The organism is Nitratidesulfovibrio sp. D1, from assembly GCF_051133415.1.
GTDB lineage: Bacteria > Desulfobacterota > Desulfovibrionia > Desulfovibrionales > Desulfovibrionaceae > Cupidesulfovibrio.
Map to the genome: position 1 here is coordinate 16,811 of NZ_JBPGNZ010000009.1, position 20,928 is coordinate 37,738.

At 68.6% G+C, this 20,928-nt stretch carries 17 protein-coding genes and 2 pseudogenes; 9 read left to right on the forward strand and 10 right to left on the reverse strand.

What is annotated here, in order from left to right:
* Nucleotides 1-49 precede the first annotated feature (49 nt).
* The 6 genes and pseudogenes from ACR4XJ_RS15610 to rpsT all read left to right on the forward strand — a co-directional run bounded on the left by ACR4XJ_RS15610 (nt 50) and on the right by rpsT (nt 5,952).
* Nucleotides 50-1,054 (forward strand): RodZ domain-containing protein, encoded by a 1,005-nt coding sequence (locus ACR4XJ_RS15610; protein ID WP_434756075.1) that lies wholly within the window; start codon nt 50-52, stop codon nt 1,052-1,054.
* Nucleotides 1,055-1,153: 99 nt separating this feature from the next.
* Nucleotides 1,154-1,786 (forward strand): annotated as a pseudogene (recO, locus tag ACR4XJ_RS15615) (DNA repair protein RecO); the annotation flags it as partial.
* 513 nt (nt 1,787-2,299) lie between these two features.
* Nucleotides 2,300-2,386: pseudogene (locus ACR4XJ_RS15620) on the forward strand (DNA repair protein RecO); the annotation flags it as partial.
* A gap of 78 nt (nt 2,387-2,464) precedes the next feature.
* On the forward strand, nt 2,465-3,337 hold the full coding sequence (gene glyQ / locus ACR4XJ_RS15625) for a glycine--tRNA ligase subunit alpha (RefSeq protein WP_434756076.1): 873 nt from the start codon (nt 2,465-2,467) through the stop codon (nt 3,335-3,337).
* Nucleotides 3,338-3,353: 16 nt separating this feature from the next.
* On the forward strand, nt 3,354-5,468 hold the full coding sequence (glyS, locus tag ACR4XJ_RS15630; protein ID WP_434756077.1) for a glycine--tRNA ligase subunit beta: 2,115 nt from the start codon (nt 3,354-3,356) through the stop codon (nt 5,466-5,468).
* Nucleotides 5,469-5,688: 220 nt separating this feature from the next.
* Nucleotides 5,689-5,952, forward strand: a complete 264-nt coding sequence (gene rpsT, locus ACR4XJ_RS15635) for a 30S ribosomal protein S20 (RefSeq protein ID WP_035064368.1) — start codon at nt 5,689-5,691, stop codon at nt 5,950-5,952.
* Nucleotides 5,953-6,100: 148 nt separating this feature from the next.
* Here the strand turns inward: rpsT and ACR4XJ_RS15640 are convergent, their stop codons facing one another.
* From ACR4XJ_RS15640 to ACR4XJ_RS15665, 6 genes are all read right to left on the reverse strand, one after another.
* A complete protein-coding gene (locus ACR4XJ_RS15640) occupies nt 6,101-6,772 on the reverse strand; it encodes an adenylate kinase (RefSeq protein WP_434756078.1) in 672 nt (223 codons plus the stop codon).
* 188 nt (nt 6,773-6,960) lie between these two features.
* Nucleotides 6,961-8,235 carry a tRNA lysidine(34) synthetase TilS gene (tilS, locus tag ACR4XJ_RS15645; protein ID WP_434756079.1) on the reverse strand — a complete coding sequence of 425 codons (1,275 nt, stop codon included), beginning with the start codon at nt 8,233-8,235 and terminating at the stop codon, nt 6,961-6,963.
* Between the two features lie 143 nt (nt 8,236-8,378).
* Nucleotides 8,379-8,714 (reverse strand): hypothetical protein, encoded by a 336-nt coding sequence (locus tag ACR4XJ_RS15650; RefSeq protein ID WP_434756080.1) that lies wholly within the window; start codon nt 8,712-8,714, stop codon nt 8,379-8,381.
* Between the two features lie 8 nt (nt 8,715-8,722).
* On the reverse strand, nt 8,723-10,036 hold the full coding sequence (gene hemA, locus ACR4XJ_RS15655; RefSeq protein ID WP_434756081.1) for a glutamyl-tRNA reductase: 1,314 nt from the start codon (nt 10,034-10,036) through the stop codon (nt 8,723-8,725).
* 102 nt (nt 10,037-10,138) lie between these two features.
* The gene (locus ACR4XJ_RS15660; protein WP_434756082.1) at nt 10,139-10,966 is read right to left on the reverse strand and encodes a cytochrome C assembly family protein; all 828 of its coding nucleotides are present in this window, start codon (nt 10,964-10,966) and stop codon (nt 10,139-10,141) included.
* Nucleotides 10,953-11,639 carry a precorrin-2 dehydrogenase/sirohydrochlorin ferrochelatase family protein gene (locus ACR4XJ_RS15665; RefSeq protein WP_434756083.1) on the reverse strand — a complete coding sequence of 229 codons (687 nt, stop codon included), beginning with the start codon at nt 11,637-11,639 and terminating at the stop codon, nt 10,953-10,955. Before ACR4XJ_RS15665 ends, ACR4XJ_RS15660 begins: the two co-directional genes overlap by 14 nt.
* A gap of 144 nt (nt 11,640-11,783) precedes the next feature.
* Here ACR4XJ_RS15665 and ACR4XJ_RS15670 point away from each other — a divergent pair, with 144 nt between their 5' ends.
* The 3 genes from ACR4XJ_RS15670 (at nt 11,784) to ACR4XJ_RS15680 (ending at nt 15,378) form a co-directional block, all read left to right on the forward strand.
* Nucleotides 11,784-13,073, forward strand: coding sequence for a glycosyltransferase family 9 protein (locus ACR4XJ_RS15670; RefSeq protein WP_434756084.1), 1,290 nt, complete (start codon nt 11,784-11,786; stop codon nt 13,071-13,073).
* Between the two features lie 164 nt (nt 13,074-13,237).
* The gene (locus ACR4XJ_RS15675; protein WP_434756126.1) at nt 13,238-14,500 is read left to right on the forward strand and encodes a CgeB family protein; all 1,263 of its coding nucleotides are present in this window, start codon (nt 13,238-13,240) and stop codon (nt 14,498-14,500) included.
* 50 nt (nt 14,501-14,550) lie between these two features.
* Entirely contained in the window at nt 14,551-15,378 is an 828-nt protein-coding gene (locus tag ACR4XJ_RS15680; protein ID WP_434756085.1) for a substrate-binding periplasmic protein, read from the forward strand.
* A gap of 152 nt (nt 15,379-15,530) precedes the next feature.
* On the opposite strand, the gene ACR4XJ_RS15685 is transcribed toward ACR4XJ_RS15680, so the two are convergent.
* From ACR4XJ_RS15685 to ACR4XJ_RS15700, 4 genes are all read right to left on the reverse strand, one after another.
* Complete coding sequence (locus ACR4XJ_RS15685; RefSeq protein ID WP_434756086.1) at nt 15,531-16,379, reverse strand: split-Soret cytochrome c; 849 nt, start codon at nt 16,377-16,379, stop codon at nt 15,531-15,533.
* A gap of 345 nt (nt 16,380-16,724) precedes the next feature.
* Nucleotides 16,725-17,690, reverse strand: coding sequence for an acetylglutamate kinase (argB, locus tag ACR4XJ_RS15690; RefSeq protein ID WP_434756087.1), 966 nt, complete (start codon nt 17,688-17,690; stop codon nt 16,725-16,727).
* A 50-nt stretch (nt 17,691-17,740) separates the two neighbouring features.
* Nucleotides 17,741-19,189, reverse strand: a complete 1,449-nt coding sequence (hslU, locus tag ACR4XJ_RS15695) for an ATP-dependent protease ATPase subunit HslU (protein ID WP_434756088.1) — start codon at nt 19,187-19,189, stop codon at nt 17,741-17,743.
* 96 nt (nt 19,190-19,285) lie between these two features.
* Complete coding sequence (locus tag ACR4XJ_RS15700; RefSeq protein ID WP_434756089.1) at nt 19,286-20,731, reverse strand: DegQ family serine endoprotease; 1,446 nt, start codon at nt 20,729-20,731, stop codon at nt 19,286-19,288.
* Nucleotides 20,732-20,928: the final 197 nt, after the last annotated feature.

Sequence of the window (20,928 nt, forward strand, 5' to 3'; positions counted from 1 at the left end):
GGCCCGGCCGGGATGCGTTGCCGCCGGTTGTCCCAGACAAGGAGAGGAGATGGCACTCAAGGAACTCGGCATCGCCCTGCGCGAGGCGCGCGAGGCGAAAGGCCTCGATATCGACGACGTGGCGGTCCGGATCAAGGTTTCCGCCCGCGTTCTGCGCGCCATAGAGGAAGGGGAGCAGGACGAACTGCCGCACGCGGTGTACGCGCGGGGGTTCATCAAGTCCTATGCGTCTCTGCTGGGCGTGGATAACGACCTGGTCATGCGCGCCGTGGACGAGGCCTATCCCTACGAGGTGCCCGAAGACCCGCTGCCGGAAACCGTGGCGGTGCAGCCTCAGGCGCGCGGGCGCAGGGGGATGGCGCCCGTGGTGCTGGCGCTGGCCGTGCTGGTTCTGCTGGCCACCCTGGGCGGCGGCTGGTACTACCGCCAGCAGGCCGCGCGCGAGGCGGACATGCCCAAGGTGGCCCAGCCCGCGCAGCCTGCCGTGCCGCCGGTTTCGCAGCCGCAGCCCGCCGATGCCCAGCCAGCCGATGTCCAGTCCGGCCCGGCGCAGGACGCGGCTCCCGCTCCCGATGGAGTCCCGGCGGCCAATGCCACTGTTCCCGCCGCAAACGGCACGCTTCCGGCGGCCAACGCCACCGTTCCCGCAACGCAGCCCGCCCGCAACGGCACGGCCCCGGCAGCCGCGCCGTCCGCCAGCCCCGCTCCGGCGCCAACTGCCGTGCAGGTCGCTCCGCAGGACGGCGTGTTCGACAGCGAGGCCGCCGCCACGGGCGGGGCCGACACCGAGGGCTCCGTGCTGGCGGGCGGCACGCACCGCATCGTGGTCATCGCCCTTGCCGACTGCTGGGTGCATTCCAGCGCCGACGATTCCGACGTGCGGCAGTTCTCGCTGCACAAAGGGCAGACCTTTGCGCTGACCTTTTCCAAGCGCCTCACGCTCAAGCTCGGCAACGCGGGCGGCGTGCGCATCCGCTACAACGGGCAGGAACAGCCCGCGGCCGGCGAACCGGGCCAGGTGCGCACGCTGGTGTTTCCGCCGCAGGCGCAGTAGCGGCCTTGGTTCCGGCCACGGCGCGGATCCGTGGACCGGGCGGCAGGCCGCATCGCCGCCGTCACGCCGTGGCAACCACGCCCCTCTGGGCAGGACAGCATGGAGTTTTCGGAACAGGTGCTGATCGTCCGCACCGGACGGTTCAGGGAGGCGGACCTTTGGGTCCGCTTCCTGTCTCCGACGCGCGGCCTGCTCACCGCCTTCGCCTTTGGCGGCTGCCGCAGCCGCAAGCGGTTCTGCGGCTGCCTCGACCTGTTCAACCGTGCGCTGTTGCGGGTCAAGTCCACGCGCGGCGGGCAGTACCTGTCCATCCAGGAGGGCACCCTGCTGCGCGGGCCGGACCGGCTGCGCCGCGACTGGCCGCGCTTCGGCGCGGCGGTGAACTGCCTGAAATTTCTCGAAGCCCTGGGCTGCGGCCCGGAAGGCGCGGCGGCCACGCACCAACTGGTCGAGGACGTGCTGGACCTGCTGGAAGGCGGCGGTCCCGTGCCCGACATGCTGCCGGTGCTGTTCCGGCTGCGCCTGGCGGCGGAGCAGGGCTACGCCCCGCGCATGGACAGTTGCGCCACCTGCGGCGCGGACCTGACCCACGCCCCCGGCGCGGCCTTTCTGGTGCAGGAGGGCGCGGCCCAGTGCGACGCCTGCGCGCCCCTGCCCGGGCCGCGCGTGCGGGTGGAGCGCGAAGCGCTTGACGTGTTGCGCTTTGTGCAGGAGAATTCGCCGCTTCTGTGGCCGGGCGTACTGCCCCCGGCGCCGGGGCAGGACGGAGCGACGCCGGACCTGAGCCCCCGCGCCGATTCCACGCGCAACGGTTTCGCGGGCGAGGCGTCTCCACGCTTTCTGGACGGGCGTTTTCCGGGCAGCCTGTCGGGCCTTGCCTTTGGCGACGGCGGACACGGTTCGCTGGACGATTGCCTGTGCCGCCTGCCGGACAGCGCGCTGGCGGAGGATGCCGCGACGCAGGCCGGACCGGCGCAGCCGGGCCGGGGCGACGACTTCGCACCCGCGTCCGCAACGCCTCCAGATCAGCAGCGCCGTCCCCTATGGAACGGCAGCGCGGTGTTCGAGAGCGACCCGTTCGGCCCGGTGTCCGGCAGCGAGGACATGGACAGCGAAGACATGGTTCCGCCCGCGCCACCCGTGGCCCCCGCCGCGCAGACAGCGCAGGCCATACCGGCCGCGCCGGGTCCGTCCGACAGGATCGACACGACCGGCATGTCCGGCGCACGGGGCAGGGCCGCCATGCGGCGGCAGTGCACCCGCGCGGTGGACGGCTTCATACAGTTTCACATCGGCCTTGCGTGGGACAACGGGCGGTTCCGCCGCCTGTAGCGCGGGGCCGCCATTCGGGACCGGCGGCCCGGCCCGCAAGGGAACGACAGGCCAAGCCAGGACAATCAGGGGTACAGCATGCATTTTCAGGACGTCATCCTCACCTTGCAGAATTTCTGGGCCAAGCGCGGCTGCGTGATCATGCAGCCCATCGACGTGGAATGCGGGGCCGGTACCTTCAACCCCTCGACCTTCCTGCGCGTCATCGGGCCGGAACCGTGGAACGTGGCCTACGTGGAGCCCTCGCGCCGCCCCACCGACGGCCGCTACGGCGAAAATCCCAACCGGCTCCAGCACTACTTTCAGTTCCAGGTCATCCTGAAGCCCTCGCCCGACAACGTGCAGGATATCTATCTGGACAGCCTGCGCGCGCTGGGCATCGACCCGGCCGCCCACGACATCCGCTTCGTGGAGGACGACTGGGAATCGCCCACCCTCGGCGCGTGGGGTCTGGGCTGGGAAGTGTGGCTGAACGGCATGGAAGTGACCCAGTTCACCTACTTCCAGCAGGTGGGCGGCATCGACCTTGCCCCCACCAGCGTGGAAATCACCTACGGGCTCGAACGGCTGTGCATGTACCTGCAAGGCAAGGAATCGGTCTACGACCTGTCGTGGAACGACCGGGTGACCTACGGGAACATCTACCACCAGAACGAGGTGGAACAGTCGAAGTACAACTTCGAGGCCAGCAACCCGCAGATGCTGCTGGACTTCTTCAACGCCTGCGAAGCCGAGTGCAGGCGGCTGTGCGACGAAGGGCTGCTGTGGCCCGCCTACGACTATTGCCTGAAGTGCTCGCACACCTTCAACCTGCTTGACGCGCGCGGGGCCATCTCCATCACCGAACGCACCGGCTACATCGGCCGCGTGCGTGCCCTGGCCTCCGCCGTGGCGCGGCTGTACGCCGCCCAGCGCGAGGAACTCGGCTATCCCATGCTGGCCGCCAGCTAAGAAGAGGGACGTGAGCATGTCGCAATTCGTGCTTGAAATCGGCTTCGAGGAATTTCCTTCCCGCTTCCTGCCCGGCCTGGAGCGGGAACTGGCGGAACGCTTCGCCCGCGCGCTGGACGACGACGGGGTGGAGCATGAGTCCATCCGGGTGCTGACCACCCCCCGCCGCGCCGCCGTGCTCATCGAGGGCATCAACCCCGTGCAGCGCGAGGCGGAAGAGGTGGTGCCCGGCCCGCCCGTGCGCGTGGCCTACGACGCGGACGGCAAGCCCACCAAGGCGGCCGAGGGCTTCGCCCGCACCCAGGGCGTGGACATGGCCGACATCTTTACCCTGACCACGGACAAGGGCGAGTACATCGCCGTGCGCAAGCGCACCGGCGGAGCCAGATCAGCGGACCTCATCGCCGCCGCCTGTCCGGCCATCGTGGCCGCGCTGCCGTTCCCCAAGCGCATGCGCTGGGGCAGCGGCGACTTCACCTTCGGCCGCCCGCTGCGTTGGCTGCTGGCCCTGTTCGACGACGGGGTGGTGCCCTTCGAGGTGGGCGGCGTGATCTCCGGCGGGGTCACCTGGGGCCATCGCATCCATGGGGCCGGTCCGCTGGTGGTGAAGGACGCCGAGGACTACCTGAACGTGGTCACCGAGAAGGGCGGCGTCACGCCCGACCCGGCCGAGCGCCGCGCCATGATCCTGGCGGGCGGCAACGCCGCCGCCGAGGCCGTGGGCGGGCGCATCCTGTGGAAGGAAAGCCTGCTGGACGAAGTGCAGGGCCTGGTGGAGCACCCGGTGCCGCTCATGGGCGACATCGACCCCTCGTTCCTGGAACTGCCGCGTCAAGTGCTGCTGACCAGCATGGAAAGCCACCAGAAGAGCTTCGGCGTGGAAGGGCCGGACGGCGCGCTGCTGCCGCACTTCCTCACCGTGCTGAACCTCACCCCGCAGGACGCCGCGCTGGTCAAGAAGGGCTGGGAGCGCGTGCTGCGCGCTCGCCTGGAGGACGGCCGCTTCTTCTGGAAGACCGACCTCGCCTCCAGTTTCGACGCCTGGCTGGCCGAATTGGACAACGTGATCTTCCTGGGGCCGCTGGGGTCCATGGGCGACAAGACCCGCCGCCTGGAAGCGCTGTGCGCCTGGCTGGCGAAAGCCTCGGGCACGCCCGATGGGGTGGACGAGGCGTCCTGCGCCCGCGCCGGGCGTCTGTCCAAGGCCGACCTGGTGTCCGAGATGGTGGGCGAGTTCGACACGTTGCAGGGCATCATGGGGTCCATCTACGCCCGCCGCATGGGTGAGACGGAAACCGTGGCCGCCGCCCTGGCCGAGCAGTACCTGCCCGCCGGGCCGGACAGCCCGGTGCCCGCCACCCTGGCCGGTGCGCTGCTGTCCATCGCCGACAAGGCGGACACCATGGCCGGGTGCTTCGGCCTGGGCATGATTCCCACCGGCGCGGCCGACCCGTACGCCCTGCGCCGTTGCGCCCTGGGCATCGCCCGCATCGTGCTGGAGCACGGCCTGCGCATCGACGTGCGCGAACTGTTCCGCACGGCGCTCGCCCTGTACGGCGAGCGCGCCTGGAAGCTGGCCCCGGCGGACGCGCAGGCGAAGCTGGAAGAGTTCTTCATGGCCCGGCTCAAGAACCACTTCATGGCCGCCGGGTACGAAACGCTGCTGGTGGAGGCGGCCCTGGCCGCCGACACGCCCGAGGGCGCGGGCATCGACGTGCGCGCCGCCGGGGCGCGCCTTGCGGCGCTGGCCGATTTCAGCCGCCGCGAGGACTTCGGCGGCGCGGTGCTGACCTTCAAGCGCGCGGCCAACATCATTCGCAAGCAGGGACAGGAAGGGGGCGCGGTGCTCGACGGCGCGTACAGCCATGCCCTGCTGGCCGAGGACGCGGAAAAGGCCCTGGCCGCCCGGTTGGAAGAGGTGGCCCCCCGCTTCGACGCCCTGTGGGCGGCGGACGATTTCGCCAGCCTGTTCGGCCTGCTGGGCGAACTGCGCCCGGCGGTGGACGCCTTCTTCGACGGGGTGATGGTCATGTGCGACGACGCCCCGCTGCGCGCCAACCGGCTGAACCTGCTGAAGGCGCTGGTGCTGCGGCTGGGCCGCCTGGCCGACTTCGGCGCGTTGCAGATGTAGTTTGCCCCGGAACGGGGGCAGGGGACATGGGGCAGCCGCCCCGGTCCCCGGCGACGGTGCCGTGCCGGGTGGCGAAATCCCGCGGGATTGCGCGACATCGGCGCGGAATGCGGCGGCGCGGGCTTGACAAGCCCCTGCCATGCGGGTATTGACTGGTTCCCCGTGTTCCAGCCCAGAATTCAATTGACCATATATTGCGAAGCCATTCGGAGGAGTTACCTTGGCTAACCACAAGTCTGCCATCAAGCGGCACAAGCAGAGCCTGAAGCGCGCCGCGCGCAACCGCGCCGCCAAGACCAGAATCAAGAACGTGGTGAAGGCCGTGCGCGCCGCCGTCCTGCAGAAGGACAAGGACACCGCCGCCCAGGCCCTGACCGCGGCCATGTCGGTGCTCGACAAGGCCGCCGGCAAGGGCGTCATCCACTGGAAGAAGGCGGCCCGCAAGATTTCCCGCCTGACCAAGGCCGTGGGCTCCGTCGAGTAGTCCCACCTTTACCGTTTGCGCGTCGGCCCGCCGGATTCGTCCGGCGGGCTTTTCGCGTTTGCGCGCGCGATGGCGGCCACTGCTGCAACGAAAAGCGCCCCGGCCATGCGGCCGGGGCGCTGTGCGTCCGGACTGGGAGGAATCCCGCCTAGGCCAGTTGGGCCAGCAGGGTTTCCTTGATGGAGTCGATGGAGCCTTCGCCGTCGAGCTCGATGTACTTGGTCACGCCCTTGGCGGCGAGATCCTTGTAGAAGTAGGCGGCGGCCAGGGTGCCGTCCTCGGTGTTGTAGTAGATGTCGTGGCGCTTGCCGATGGCGCCTTCATCCTGGTCGTCGGCACGGGCGGACAGGCTGCCGCCACACACCCGGCACACGTCGCCGTTGGGCTTGATGGCGTCGATGAAGATGTTGTTCGGGTGGTTGTTGTCGTTCTTGCAGAGGCGGCGGCCCATGATGCGATTCTTGGCCACTTCGCGGGGCAGCAGGATTTCGATGACGTAATCCAGCTTCAGACCTTCGGCCTTCAGCGCGTCCCACAGCTTCTGGGCCTGCACCATGTTGCGCGGGAAGCCGTCGAGCAGCCAGCCGTTGGGGCCGGCGCCCTTCAGGGTTTCCAGCACCATGGGGATGGTGATGTCGTCGGGCACCAGGTCGCCGCGGTCGATGAATTCCTTGGCCTTCTTGCCGAGTTCGGTGCCGCCGCCGATGTGCTGGCGGAAGATGGCGCCCGATTCGATGTGGGCAAGATCGTACTTCTTCTTGACGAGCGCCCCCTGGGTGCCCTTGCCGCTACCGTTGGGACCGAAGATGAGGATATTCACCCCGAACCTCCTTGTAATAATTTTCACGAGGGCATACCGCGAAGGCAGCCCCCTGTCAATCGAAGACCCCGCAAGCTCGTGAGAAATGCGCGAAATGCGGGGGCATTGCGCGGGGCGGGAATGGACGGCGGAAGATCGCTCGTGGCCCTTGTGAAAAAAGACGGAATGGCGAGGAAGGATGGTCCGGGCTATTCCGGTTCCGGCAAAGACACGGGGCTGGCGGGCGCGCGGAATTCGATGCCCCCGGCCCCGTCAGCGCCATTGCCGTCCGTGGCGGATGCGGATATGGGCACCACCAAGGGCACCACCCGCGCCGTCTTGCCGCCCGGAAACTGCACGCAGGCCCCGCCATGCCCGGCGCGCCACGCCGTATCCAGGGCCATCAGCCCGGTGGCCAGCGGCTGGCCGGGACCAAGCCTGTCCAGCAGGCGCTTGTACAGGCGCAGGCGCGCCGCGCGGTGCAGGCCGCGCAGGGTGCGGGCGGGCAGGACGATGCATTGGGGCGGGGCGGTGCCCGCCGTGGGGGGCGAATCTTCAGGTACCGCTTCAGGTGCCGTTTCGGGGTCCAGCCCGCCGAGTCGGCGCGTCCAGTAGTCCGCATCGCAGCGGGCCAGTTCCCACAGCGAGCGCAGCGCATCGCCCAGGGCCGGGTTTTCCGCGCGCAGCAGGGGCAGCACCTGATGGCGCAGCCGGTTGCGGCGATAGGCCGGGTCGGCGTTGGAGGGGTCGCGTACGGGCTGCACACCAAGGTCCGCCAGAAAGGCGTCGATGTCGGTGCGTTCGGTCATCAGCAGCGGGCGCAGGATGCACCGGGCAGGGTCCAGGGCGGACATGCCCCCCAGGCCGGGCCAGCCGGTGCCGCGCACCAGCCGCAGCAGCATGTCCTCGCACAGGTCGTCCGCTTGGTGGGCGGTGCAGATCCAGTCCGCGTTCGTGCGTTGCCGTTCCGCCTCGAAGAAGGCATAGCGGGCGCGACGCCCGGCGTCTTCCAGGCCGCACCGCTGGCACGCCGCCAGCGCGTCCACGTCGGCCCGCTCCACGCGGCAGGGTACGCCCAGACGGCGGCACAGCGCGGCCACGGCGCGGCCTTCCGCCGCAGATTCCGGACGCAATCCGTGGTCCAGCACGGCGGCGTGCAGGCGCAGCCTCAGCCGGGGAGCCAGCCAGCGCAGGGCCAGCAGCAGGGCCAGCGAGTCGGCCCCGCCAGAGACGCCCACCAGCAGCGTTGTGCCGCTTGGGGCGTCCGGCTCGGGGACCGTGGCGCCGCCGGGAGGAGAAGTGGGGGATGGTTCCCCGCCCGACGCCGCGAAACGCCGGAACTCCGCCGTCAGAAAGTCCGCCACGCGCAGGCAGAACCGCGCCGCGCGCGGCGGCAGATCCTGCAAGCGCAGGGGTAGCCGTTCGGGCAGCCGGGGATGCGCCGTGAGGGCAGGGGGGGCTTGCAAGGCGGAGAAATGGGGCATGGCTGGCCTGCGGACGGGAGGGGCGCGCCCGGCCGAAAGGCCGGGAACGGCAAGGCAGGACGGTGCAGGGAAACAGCGGAGGCCAACGGAACGGGCAACGGGGACAACGCCCCTCGCGTCACGGCGCGGTTCGCCACGGGACGCTACACGGCTATGCCAAGGTCCGCCAGCAGGCCGTCCAGATAGTCGATCATGTGCGCCCGCAGTTCGGGCGAGGCGTAGGCGATGCATTCGCAGCGCAGCATGCCGCGCGCCCGCACCAGCAGTTCCATGCGCAGGGCGTCCTCGTCGGCTTCCAGGGCCAGGCAGAACGGGCCGCAGCTGTCGCTGTGGGCCACCTGCACGGGGTTGAGCATGTGCTGGGGCACGGGCAGCCAGTACAGGCCATCCATGCCCGCGCCAAGGTCCATGTCGTGCAGCCGCGCGCGCACGGCGGCGATGTCGGCGGAGGTCAGGTCGTCGATGCGGTAGGTGCGCATGGGATCTCTTATGCGTGGTGCTTGCGGTCGCTGTGGGCGTCTTCGGGCACGTCGTCACAGTCCAGGTTGAACATGCGGCGGGTGATGTCGATGTACCGGGTGCCGGCCTCTTCCTCGTGGAAGCGGCGTTTCAGGAAGGTGATGGGCTCGTGGTTCACCTTCTTGACGATGGCGCACAGCATGGCCTGCAACGCCTCGCGGGTGGCGTCGTCCACCGGGCCGATGCGTTTCATGGTGCGGGCCAGTTCGTCCTGGGCAATGCGTTCGCTGCGCCGCAGCAGATCCACGATGGTGGGTTGCAGGTCGAGCGATTTCAGCCACCTGGCGAAGGTCTCGGCCTCCTCCTCCACGATGGCGCGGGCCTTGGCCGCCTCTTCGCGGCGCTGGGCCATGTTTTCCTCGACCACCTCTTTCAGGTCGTCGATGTCGTACAGATAGACGTTGTCCAGGTTGTTGACGTCGGGGTCGATGTCGCGCGGCACGGCGATGTCGATGAAGAACATGGGCCGGTTCTTGCGGCGCTTCAGCACGTCCTTGATGTCGCGCGCCCGGATGATGGGCTCGTGCGCGCCGGTGGAACTGATGATGATGTCCGCCTCGGCCAGCCGCACGAACAGATCCTGGAACAGCACCGCCTCGCCCTTGAACTGCCGGGCCAGTTGCAGGCCGCGCTCGAAGGTGCGGTTGGCCACCATGATCTCGCGGATGCCGGAGTTCAACAGGTGGGTGGCCGCCAGTTCCGCCATTTCGCCCGCGCCGACGAGCATGGCCTTGTACTGCGACATCTCGCCGAAGATGCGCTTGGCCAGTTCCACCGCCGCGTAGCTGATGGACACGGCGCTGGAGGCCACGGCGGTTTCGGTGCGCACCCGCTTGGCCACGGAAAATGCCTTGTGCAGCAGGCGGTTCAGCACCACGCGGGTGGCGTTGCGGCCCACGGCCTTGCGGTAGGCGTCCTTGAGCTGGCCGAGGATTTGCGGTTCGCCCACCACCATGGAATCGAGGCTGGAGGCCACGCTGAACAGGTGGCGCACCGCGTCGATGCCCTTGTGCACGTAGACGAAGGGTTCCAGGTCGCGGTGCTTCTGGCCGCGCGCGGCGGCCCAGCAGTCCAGCACGCGCGCGGGCACGCCGGGGCCGTTGCCCACAGCCATGATTTCCACGCGGTTGCAGGTGGACAGGATGACCACTTCGGAAATGCCGTCGCCGGTGGGCACCACCCCTTGTTCAAGGACGGTACAGTCGGTGAGGGCGAACCGTTCGCGCACTTCGACGCTGGCGGTGCGGTGGTTGAGGCCGATGAGATAGATTTCCTGGTCCATGTGAACTCTGTGCTTCGCGGGGTGCGTCTTGTGGTCCGCTGGGCGGGCGGCGCGCGGCGCCTGTTCCGGGTTGCGGGTCATGGTTCCTGCGGGGCGCGGCCGTTATTGCGGGTTGAAGCTGTGGTGCGTGGTCATCAGGAAGTTGACCCCCAGCAGCGAGAACACGCACACCGCGAAGATCCAGATGGCCATGACGGCGGTCTTGCGGCCCCGCCAGCCCAGCGCCAGGCGCTGGTGGAACAGCACGGCGAACATGCACCACACCACCAGCGAGATGATTTCCTTGGGATCCCACGACAGCACCTTGCCCCAGGCGATGCGCGCCCACACGAAGCCGGAGACCATGCCCAGCGTGAACAGCGGAAAGCCCGCCATCACAGCGAGATGGTTCACCTTGTCGAAGGCGGAGAGCGCGGGCAGGTCGCGGTCGAAGCCGGAAAGGCGCGTCTTGTGCTTCAGCTTGCGGTCCATGTACAGGAACAGCATCCCGGCCCCGCAGGCCATGGTCATCAGGCTGAAGCTGAGGAACAGCGTGCCGATGTGCAGCCCGAAGAACAGGCCGGACATGGCGGGCGGCAGCTTGCTCTGCACGTCGGCCAGCATGAACGACGAGACGTAGAACACCAGGGCCACCGGCGAGGCGGTAAGCCCCAGGAATTCCAGCCGCAGCCGCCACCAGACGAAAAAGTAAATCAGCAGCAGGCTCCACGAGAGCATGCGGAAATAGTAGGCTTTTTCCAGAATCTGCCAGGTCTGCCCCTGCATGGACAGGCCCAGCATGACGGTGTGCAGGGCGAAACCTGCCAGGGTCAGCCACTGCGAAAGGCGCTTCAGCCTGTCGCGCCGGGCCAGCAGCCCCACGGCGATGCACACCGTGCCGAGCACGTAGAGCATGATGATGGCGATGGAAAGCAGCTCAAGCGAGCTCATGCAGCAACTCCACGATGCGCGGATGCAGTTCCGCGGGCAGCAGTTCGGTCAGGATGCGTTCGGCCCCGGCGCGGTCGCGCGCGGCCAGTGCGTCGATGAGCGGCGATTCCACGATGGCGCGGAATAGCGCTGTATTCTGCCCTGTCTCGTGCCCAAGCGCAAGGACGAGCGGCCGCAGGCGGCCCAGCAGCACGGTGATGCCGTCGTACCGCGCGCCGAACCACTGTTGCAGGTCCATGCGGATGCGCCGGGCAAGGGCGGGGCTGTGCCCCCCGGTGGACAGGGCCACCGTCAGGTCGCCGCAGGCGAAGTGGGCGGGCACGATGAACGCGCCCTCGTCCGGGGCGTCGGCCACGTTGCAGGGCACGTTGCGCTGGCGGCAGGCATCGGCCACGGCGGCGTTGACGGCGCGGCTGCCCGTGGCCGCGAAGACCAGGGCGCAGCCCTCCGCGTCGGCCGGGACGAAGGGACGCGCCGCGAAGCGCACGGCCGGGTGGTCCAGCAGGGGGGCCAGTTCCGGGTCGGCCGGGGCCTCGGGGTTGGCGTCCAGCACCAGCACGCGGGCCGGATCGCAGGCCAGCAGCGCGGCCAGCTTGCGGCGTCCCACGCCCCCCGCGCCCACCACCAGGCAGGCGCGGCCGTGCAGGTCGAGCAGCAGGGGATAGTAACGCATTGGGGTCGTATACACGAGGGGCGGGCAAAGTAAAACCGGCCCGCCTTGCCGCCGCGCCGCACTTGGGCTAGTCTGCCCAAAACGGCCCAAATCCCCTAACGACGCCAACCCCTTGCGCCATCCCATCATCCGGCAGGCACCCGCATGGCCAAACACCTCGTCATCCAACTGGCCCGTTTCGGCGACCTCGTGCAGACCAAGCGCCTGATACTGTCCCTACTGGATGGCGACGGGCAAGGGGAACGCGCGGAGGAAGTTCATCTGGCGGTGGACGCCTCGCTGGCGGAACTGGCCCGGCTGGTCCATCCCGGCGTCACCGTGCATGCGGTGCGCGCCCATGGCGGGGTGCCGCAAGCCGACGTGCTGGCGCACAACGCCCGCGCCTTCGCGGCGCTGGCGGCGGAACGCTTCGACACGGTCTACAACCTGAACAATTCCGGGTTGAACACGGCCCTTGCCGCGCTGTTCCCCCCCGATGCGGTGCGCGGCTACCGCACCCTGAACGGCCAGCCCCTGCGCGACCGCTGGATGCGTATGGCCTTTCGCTGGGTGGCCCACCGCCGTCTGTCGCCGGTGAATCTGGTGGACTTCTGGGCGGCGCTGGCCCCCCGGCCCGTGGCCCCGGCGCGGGTGAACCCCATCGCCCTGCGCGGCGGGCGGGGCATCGGGGTGGTGCTGGCCGGGCGCATGTCGCGCCGTTCGCTGCCGCCGGACGTGCTGGCTGCCTGTCTGCGCGCCGTATTCGAGGGGATGGGCGGTCCGCGTGTGACCTTTTTCGGGACCAAGGCGGAACGGCCGCTGCTGCGCAAGGTGCTGGACCACCTGCCCGCGTCCGTGGCCGGAAACTACGACGACCTCGTGGGCCGCACCGGCTGGACCGACCTTGCGGATGCGCTCACCGGCCTGGATACGCTGCTCACGCCCGATACCGGCACCATGCACCTTGCCGCGCACCTGGGCGTGCCGGTGCAGGGCTTTTTCCTGTCTTCGGCATGGTGTCACGAGACCGGTCCCTACGGCCCCGGCCACCGGGTATGGCAGGCCACCTTGGACTGCCTGCCCTGCCTGGAAGCACGGCCGTGCCCCATCGACGTGAAATGCCTCGACGCCTTCCGGTCGCGCGAGTTTTTGTCCTTTCTGGCCGGACGCCCCGGCGACCGCCACCCCCCGGACATACTGGGCATGGTCTCCACCCTCGACGACGTGGGCTCCACCTGGCTCACCGTGTTCGGGGAGGACCCGTCCGCGCCGCGCCGGGTGGAACTGCGGGCGCTGGTGGGCGAGTACCTTGGCCTGTTCGCGGGCGAGGAATTGGCCGACCACGAACTGGCCCGCCTGCTGTACCACGAGGCGGACTGGATGCTGCCCGGCCCGGAGGGCGCGGCGTTCGCCGCGTTCGACCCCTTTGCCGACGAGCCGCCGCGTCGTGCATGAAGAGGGGTGCAGGTTGAAGGTTGATGTTCAACTTTAAGGTTTCCGTCTCCACGCCCGCCGGTTCACCGGTATGAGGTTCACGCATGACCCAGTCCATCGACACCGCTCCGGCCTCCCGCACCGTTGACTCTCCCGCGCCCGGCGCCAGCCCCGCCGCCTCCGGCATGCCCCGCCTGCGCGTGCTGGTGGTGCTGCCCATGTACGGCGGCTCGCTGCCCATCGGGCGCTACTGCGTGGATGCCCTGCGCGACCTGGGCCACGCGGTGGAAACCTTCGAGGCTCCGTCGTTCCTCGGCGCGTTCACGGCGCTGAAGGAACTGAAGGTCACGGCGGACCGGCTGGAGTACCTGGAGAACTCGTTTCTTCAAGTTGTCTCGCAGGCGGTGCTGGCCAAGGTGGAAACCTTCGGGCCGGACCTGGTGCTGTGTCTGGCGCAGGCCCCGCTGAACCACCAGGCCCTCAAGCGTCTGCGGCGCGACAACGTGGCCACGGCCATGTGGTTCGTGGAGGACCACCGGGTATTCACCTACTGGCGGGCCTTCGCGCCGTTCTACGACGTGTTCGCGGTGATCCAGCGCCAGCCGTTGCTGGACGAACTGGCCGCCATCGGCGTGCGCGACGCGCTGTACCTGCCCATGGCCGCGCTGCCGTCCTTTCACAAACCACTTGAACTTTCGCCGGTGGACCAGCGCCGCTACGGGGCCGACGTGGCCTTCCTGGGCGCGGGCTACCCCAACCGGCGCGTGGCCTTCCGGCAACTGGTGCATCTGGACTTCAGGATATGGGGCACGGAATGGGACGGCGAACCCCTGCTGGCGCGCCACGTGCAGCAGGGCGGGGCGCGGGTGTCCGCCGAGGATTCGGTGAAGATCTACAACGCCAGCCGCATCAACCTGAACCTGCATTCCAGCATCCAGTCCCGCACCTTGGTCAGCGGCGGCGACTTCGTGAACCCGCGCACCTTCGAATTGGCCAGCATCGGAGCCTTCCAACTGGTGGACCGGCGCACCCTGATGGACGAACTGTTCGCCGAGGATGAACTGGCCACCTTCGATTCCATGGACGGGCTGACCACGGCCATCGCCCACTACCTGGCCCACCCCGGGGAACGGCAGGCCATGGCGGCCCGCGCTCGCGCCCGGGTGCTGGCCGAGCATACCTACCAGCACCGCATGCGCACGCTGCTGGAGTTCATCGCGCAGCGCCGCTCCGGCTGGCCCGCCCCGCGCCTGGCCGATGCCGGGCTGCCCGCCGACCTGCCTGATGACATGCGCCGCGACCTTGCCGCGCTGCTGGACCGGCTGGGCCTGCCCGCCGACGCCGCCTTCGCCGACGTGATCACGGCCCTTCGCCAGCGCAGCGGGCAATTGACCCCGCTGGAAACGTCGCTGCTGTTCCTGGACGAGTGGCGCAGGCAGTACGCCTGATAAGCATGTGTCACTTGCCAACGCTTACGGGATGGGCTATGCGCCGGGGCATGATCGTTCGCACAACCTACCTGATCCGGCCCGCCATGCGTGCCGTGTGCGCCATGGCGGCGTGCGCGGCGGTCCTGGCGCTTGCGGTCCGTCCTGCGTTGGCGGGCGGTCCGTCCCCGCAGACACTGGTGGCCGTTTCCGACGAGTGGGCGCCGCGCATCATGGCCGGGCCGGACGGTTCCGCCGAGGGCATCTGCCCCATGGTGCTGCGCCAGGTGGCCGAAGACCTGGGTCTGGGGGTGGAGTTCGGCTTCATGCCCAAGCCGCGCCGCCAGATGGCCTTTCGCCGGGGCGAGATCAACGTGGTGCCGTGCGTTTCCCCCCTGTGGGAAGAGACACTTTCCGACGTGGCCGTGCATTCCGAGCCGTTCATGATGTCCACGGAGATGGTGCTGATGCCCGCCGGGGCCAAGGGCGTGTTCCGTTCCGTACGCGATTTCGCCGGGCTGCGCGTGGGCACCATCGGCGGGTACGTCTACCACGACGGCTTCGACGAGGCCTTCGAGACGGGGCTGCTGCGCCGCGAGGACGCCTACACCGTGCCCCAGAACCTGCAGAAGCTGCGGGCCGGGCGCATCGATGCCATGATCGTGGACGACTACGAGGCCGCCTACTGGATGCACGAGGCCGGGTGGTCCGAGGGCGACGTTCGCGTGGCCTACGTGTTCGCCGACCCGGCGCCCATCACGGTGATGCTGCATGCCTCGTTGCGCGAGTTTTTGCCCAAGGTCAACGCCTCGCTGGCGCGCATGCGGAGCAACGGCACCCTGCGCGCCCTGTTCGCGGAATACGGGCCGCGGAAACTGGCCGCGCACCTGACCCGCTGACGCCGGCCGCCGTTCAGGTTTCCATCGCCCGTCAGCCGCCCATCAGTCAATGATGCGCCGCGCCGTCCACCGGAGAGGAATCCGGCGGGGGCGCGGCGCCATGGCGAGGGGGGCAGGGCGGGGCCGGGGTGGTCCTGTGTGGCCCGGCGTGGTTAGGGGTGGTTCTTGAACTTGTCCGCCGTGTGCGGGCTGCCGGAATGGCAGGGGGTACAGTCCATCTTGCCCTTGAGCAGGGGCGACTCCTTGCCGGGGCCGTGACATTTGCCACAGTAGGTGACCGAGGCCGGGTCGCCGTGGGCCACGGCAAAGGTGCCCGCCTGCTTGGCGTTCATGATGGCGATGGCCTTCACGGCCACGTCGGCGGTGATGCGCGCGCAACGCTCGCCGCGTTCCTTGCTCTTTTCCGCAAAGCCCGATGCCTGGCACCACCGGCCCACGGACACGTGACACAGGGGCGAATTGCTCACGCTGGTGGGCAGCGCCCCCGGCACCCCCCTGGCGTCCGTGCCCGGATCGTACACGGGGAAGGGGGTCTGCTCGTACCAGCGGAACAGTTCCGTCACCATGGGGTCACGGTCCTTGCGGCCCCAGAACAGCGCGAAGGCGCTGGCCGCGCCCAGCAGCGCGCCGCAGATGGTGCCCCAGTCGGAAATGCCGCTCTTGCCCACCTCCAGCATCGTGAAGGGGAACTGGTTGTACGGGGCGCCGTGCTGTTCGCCCATCACGCCCACGATGGCGTAGAAGACACCGTAGCCGCAGCCGTAGCCCTGGTGCCAGTAGCCGTCATAGGCCACCGGGGCGGAGACCTTGGCGTCCAGCACGTGCGGCTTCCACGAGAAGGGGGCGTCCTTCTGGGCAAATCGCCCGGCCGTGACGGCCATGGCCGTTTCCGGCCCGGAGAACGGAGCCGCGCCCGCCATCAGGCCCCCGGCAAGGCAGCCCGTCGCGCATCCCAGAAAACCCATGGTCTTCAATGCCGATCTTCTGCTTATCCGTTCCATGCCGTACCTCCGGTGAAATGGGAGCGACCACTCGCGCTCGATAGTAACGGCGCATCAGCAAGAGATGTTCCATGCTTGTTCTGTTTTGAAACAGCAGGGAACTGCGGCATGTTGCGTTGAACGGTAGGTGGAGAAAGGTGCAAAGCGGGCTTTCCGCCTGCCAACCGTGCGTGCCCTGCTGCCAACCGGACATTGCAGAGGCGTGCGGAGAGGAAGTCGCGGAACGGAAACGGCCGGAAGGGGTACCTTCCGACCGTTCATGGGGGCAATTTCAGATGGCGGTCCACTGCCCGGGAATGGCCCGGCGCGACGGCACACCGACAGGATTCGCCGGGGCGGAATCCGCTAGCGGCGGCAGCCGCAGCTGGCGGCGGCGCGCATGCCGCGCTCGCCCACGATTTCGGTGCTGATGCCCTTGTCGGTGAACAGTTCCAGCAGGATGCAGTTCTCCACCCGGCCGTCCACGATCATGGCCTTTTCCACGCCTTCCTCCAGCGCTTCCAGGCAGCACTTCACCTTGGGGATCATGCCGCCGGTGAGCGTGCCGTCGGTGAACAGTTCCACGGCCTCGCGGGTGGTCAGCGAGCGGATCAGTTCCTTCTGCTTGTCCAGGATGCCCGCCACGTCGGTGAGCAGCAGCAGGCGCTTGGCGCGCAGCGCCCCGGCCACGGCCCCGGCCACTGCGTCGGCGTTGATGTTGTACGTCTCGCCGTTTTCGTCCACGCCCACGGGCGCGATGACCGGCACGAAGTTGTCGCGTTCCAGCGAGCGCAGCAGGGCGGTTTCCACCCCCATCACCTCGCCCACCTTGCCGAGGTCGATGATCTCGGGCGCGTGAGTGGCGCTGTTGACCACCATCTCCATCCTGCGGGCGCGGATGAGCTGGCCGTCCTTGCCGGACAGACCCACGGCCTTGAGCCCGCTGAGGTTCAGCAGGTTCACGATCTCCTTGTTGACCTTGCCCACCAGCACCATTTCCACCACGTCCATGGTGGCGTCGTCGGTGACGCGCAACCCTTCGCGGAACTGCGACTGGATGTGCAGTTGCTCCAGCATGCGGCCGATCTGCGGCCCGCCGCCGTGCACCACCACCGGGTTGATGCCCACCTGCTTGAGCAGGGCGATGTTCAGGGCGAAGGCGCGTTTCAGCGCTTCGTCCTTCATGGCGTGGCCGCCGTACTTGATGACCACGGTCTGCCCGTGGAACTGGCGCATGTAGGGCAGGCACTCGATGAGCACCTTGGACTGGAGCTTGGCGTAGGCGACGGGGTCTGCGCAGCAGGACGCGGCCTCGTGTTCGGTCTGGCTCATGGCACTCTCTGCGGGCGGTGCGCTGCGCGGGGCAGCGGCTGGGGTTCCTGCTACAGTATGTAGCGGCTCAGATCCTTGTTGGCGCGCACGTCGGCCAGGTGCGCGCGCACGTAGTCGCTGTCCACGGTCACCCGGTCGCCGGAGCGGTCCGGGGCCTCGAACGAAAGGTCGGCCAGGATTTTTTCGAGAATGGTGTACAGCCGCCGCGCGCCGATGTTCTCGGTCTGGGCGTTGGTTTCCTCCGCAAAGGCGGCGATTTCGCGCAGGGCGTCGCCGGTGAATTCGATGTGCACGCCCTCTGTTTCCAGCAGGGCGGTGTACTGCCGGGTGAGCGCGTTGTGCGGCTCGGTGAGGATGCGCAGGAAGTCGTCCTTTCCCAGCGCGGACAACTCCGCCCGCAGGGGAAAGCGGCCCTGCAACTCGGGAATCAGGTCCGATGGCTTGCTGAAATGGAACGCCCCGGCCGCGATGAACAGGATGTGGTCGGTGCGCACCATGCCGTACTTGGTGTTGACCACGCTGCCTTCCACGATGGGCAGCAGGTCGCGCTGCACGCCCTCGCGCGAGACGTCGGAGCTTTTCTGGGCGGCGCCGCTGGCGATCTTGTCGATTTCGTCGATGAAGATGATGCCGGTCTGCTCCACGCGCTCGCGGGCAAGGTCGGACACGCGGTCGTGGTCGATGAGCCGGTCGGCCTCTTCCTGCGTCAGCAGGTTGAAGGCGTCGCGCACCTTCATGCGGCGGCGCTTGCGGCGCGAGGGAAAGACCTTGCTGAACATGTCGCGCACCTGCGAGCCCACGTCCTCCAGCCCCGGCATGGACAGCATGCCCACCTGCGGCCCGCCGGATTCCTCCACCTCCATGTCCACCTCGCGCTCGTCCAGATGGCCGCCGTGCCACAGGGTGCGCAGCTTTTCGCGCGTGGAGGAACGGCTGTCCGAAGCCGGGGCGGAGCCCGTGGTGTAGGACGCATCGCCCCGTGCCGGGGGCTGGGGAATGGCCTGGCCGCCGGAAAGGTCGAAGGTCAGGCCGCCCATGCCCTGCCCGGACTGGGGAGCGGATTGGGGCGCGGGCTGCGGTGAGCCGCCGGGCAGCAGCAGGTCCAGCAGGCGTTCTTCGGCGCGGGCCTCGGCCTTCACGCGCACCTTCTCGTTCTCCTCGGCGCGCACCAGGGCGATGCCGATTTCCATCAGGTCGCGCACCATGGATTCCACGTCGCGGCCCACGTAGCCCACCTCGGTGAACTTGGTGGCCTCCACCTTGATGAACGGCGAGGCGGAAAGCCTGGCCAGCCGCCGGGCGATTTCGGTCTTGCCGACGCCGGTGGGGCCCATCATGATGATGTTCTTGGGGGCTATCTCGTCGCGCAGGGCCGGGTCCAGCTGCTGGCGGCGCCAGCGGTTGCGCATGGCCACCGCCACCATGCGCTTGGCGGCGTTCTGGCCCACGATGTACTTGTCCAGTTCTGAAACGATTTCACGGGGGGTGAGGTTGCTCATGTCCGGTATGCGCGAAGGCGGGTTGTTCGTGCGGAAGGGGAGGGGGCGCGTGCGCGCCTCCTCCCCGGTCTTGTGGTCACGATGCGCGCGGGCGCGTTATTCCAGGGGCACGGTGCGGAAGAAGGTCTGGCCGCGCCGCATCAGTTGCAGCATCACCGCGCCGCGCTTCTTGCCGTCCTGCTCGATGACCTTGGTGAGGTCGGCGGCGGTGTTCACCGGCTTGAGGTTGGCCAGCAGGATGATGTCCCCGGCGCGGATGTCCGCCTCGGCCGCGGGCTTGCCGCCCTCGACGGCGACCACCAGCAGGCCGCGCGCCTCTTCTAGCTTAAGGTTGCGGGCGTCTTCGGCGCTCACCGGGCGCACGCTCATGCCAAGGCTGGCCGCGGCCTGTTCCTTGCCGCTCTTTTCCGGGCCCGGTTCGCCGCGCTGGGCGGTAAGGTGTTCCGCCGTGCGTTCGCCCAGGGTAAGGTTGACGGTCTTGGTCTGGCCGCTGCGCCACAGGATCAGTTTGGTGGTGTCGCCGGGTTTCAGCGCGGCGATGCGGCGCAGCAGCTGGCTGGAATCGGCCACGTCGTCGCCGTCCACCTTCAGCACGATGTCGCCGGGCTTCAGGCCCGCCTTGTCGGCCGGTTCGCCGGGCATGACCGAGCCCACCAGCGCGCCGCGCGGTTCGCCAAGGCCCAGGGCGCGGGCCGTGGCCTCGTCCACGTCCTGGATGGTCACGCCGATCCAGCCGCGCCGCACCTTGCCCTCGGCGCGCAGCTGGGCGATGACCCGCTCGGCCATGGTGCTGGGAATGGCGAAGCCGATGCCCTGGCCGGAGGCGATGATGGCGGTGTTGATGCCGATGACCTGGCCGTCCATGTTCAGCAGCGGGCCGCCGCTGTTGCCGGGGTTGATGGAGGCGTCGGTCTGCAGGAAGTTGTCGAACGGGCCGGAGCGGATGTCGCGCCCCTTGGCGCTCAGGATGCCCGCGGTCACCGAATGGTCGAGGCCGAAGGGGTTGCCGATGGCCAGCAGCCATTCGCCCACTTCCAGCTTGTCGGAATCGCCGAAGCGCAGCACCGGCAGCGAGTTGCCCGCGTTGATCTTGAGCAGGGCGAGGTCGGTCTCCTCGTCGGTGCCGATGACGTTGGCCACGTACGAGTTGGACTTGCCGCTGGCGCCTTGCAGGTTCACGCGGATCACGTCCGCCTCGGCCACCACGTGGTTGTTGGTGACGATGTAGCCGTCGGTGGAGATGATGAAGCCGGACCCCAGCGAACGCTGCTTCTGCGGGCGCTGCTGGCGGCCGTGGAATTTTTCGAACTGGTCGAAGAACTTGTCGAAGGGGGTGCCGGGCGGCATGTTGCGGAACAGTTCGTTGAACGGATTTTCCGCGGCCTGCACGGTTTTTTCGGTGCTGATGTTGACCACGGCATTGCCCGACTGCTTCGCCAGTTCGCGAAAGTCCGGCAGCATGGGCGCGGCCTGCGCGGCGGCTGCAAGCACAAGGCACAGCGCCAGCGCGGCGGCGAGGGTGCGGGAAAGTGAACGTGCCATGTAGGGCTCCTTGGCAGGGGCGGTTTGCGGGCGGCGACGTGCCCGCGGCCACGGCCCCCCGTGATCGCGGGGCCGGCTGGGTGAGATAATAGGGCATACCGGTACGATGTAAACACCGTAACGTCATTTTTTGTCCGTGCGGCGCACGGGCACGGCCGGGCGCGGGCACGAAAAAAACGGGGGAACGCGCATGCGCC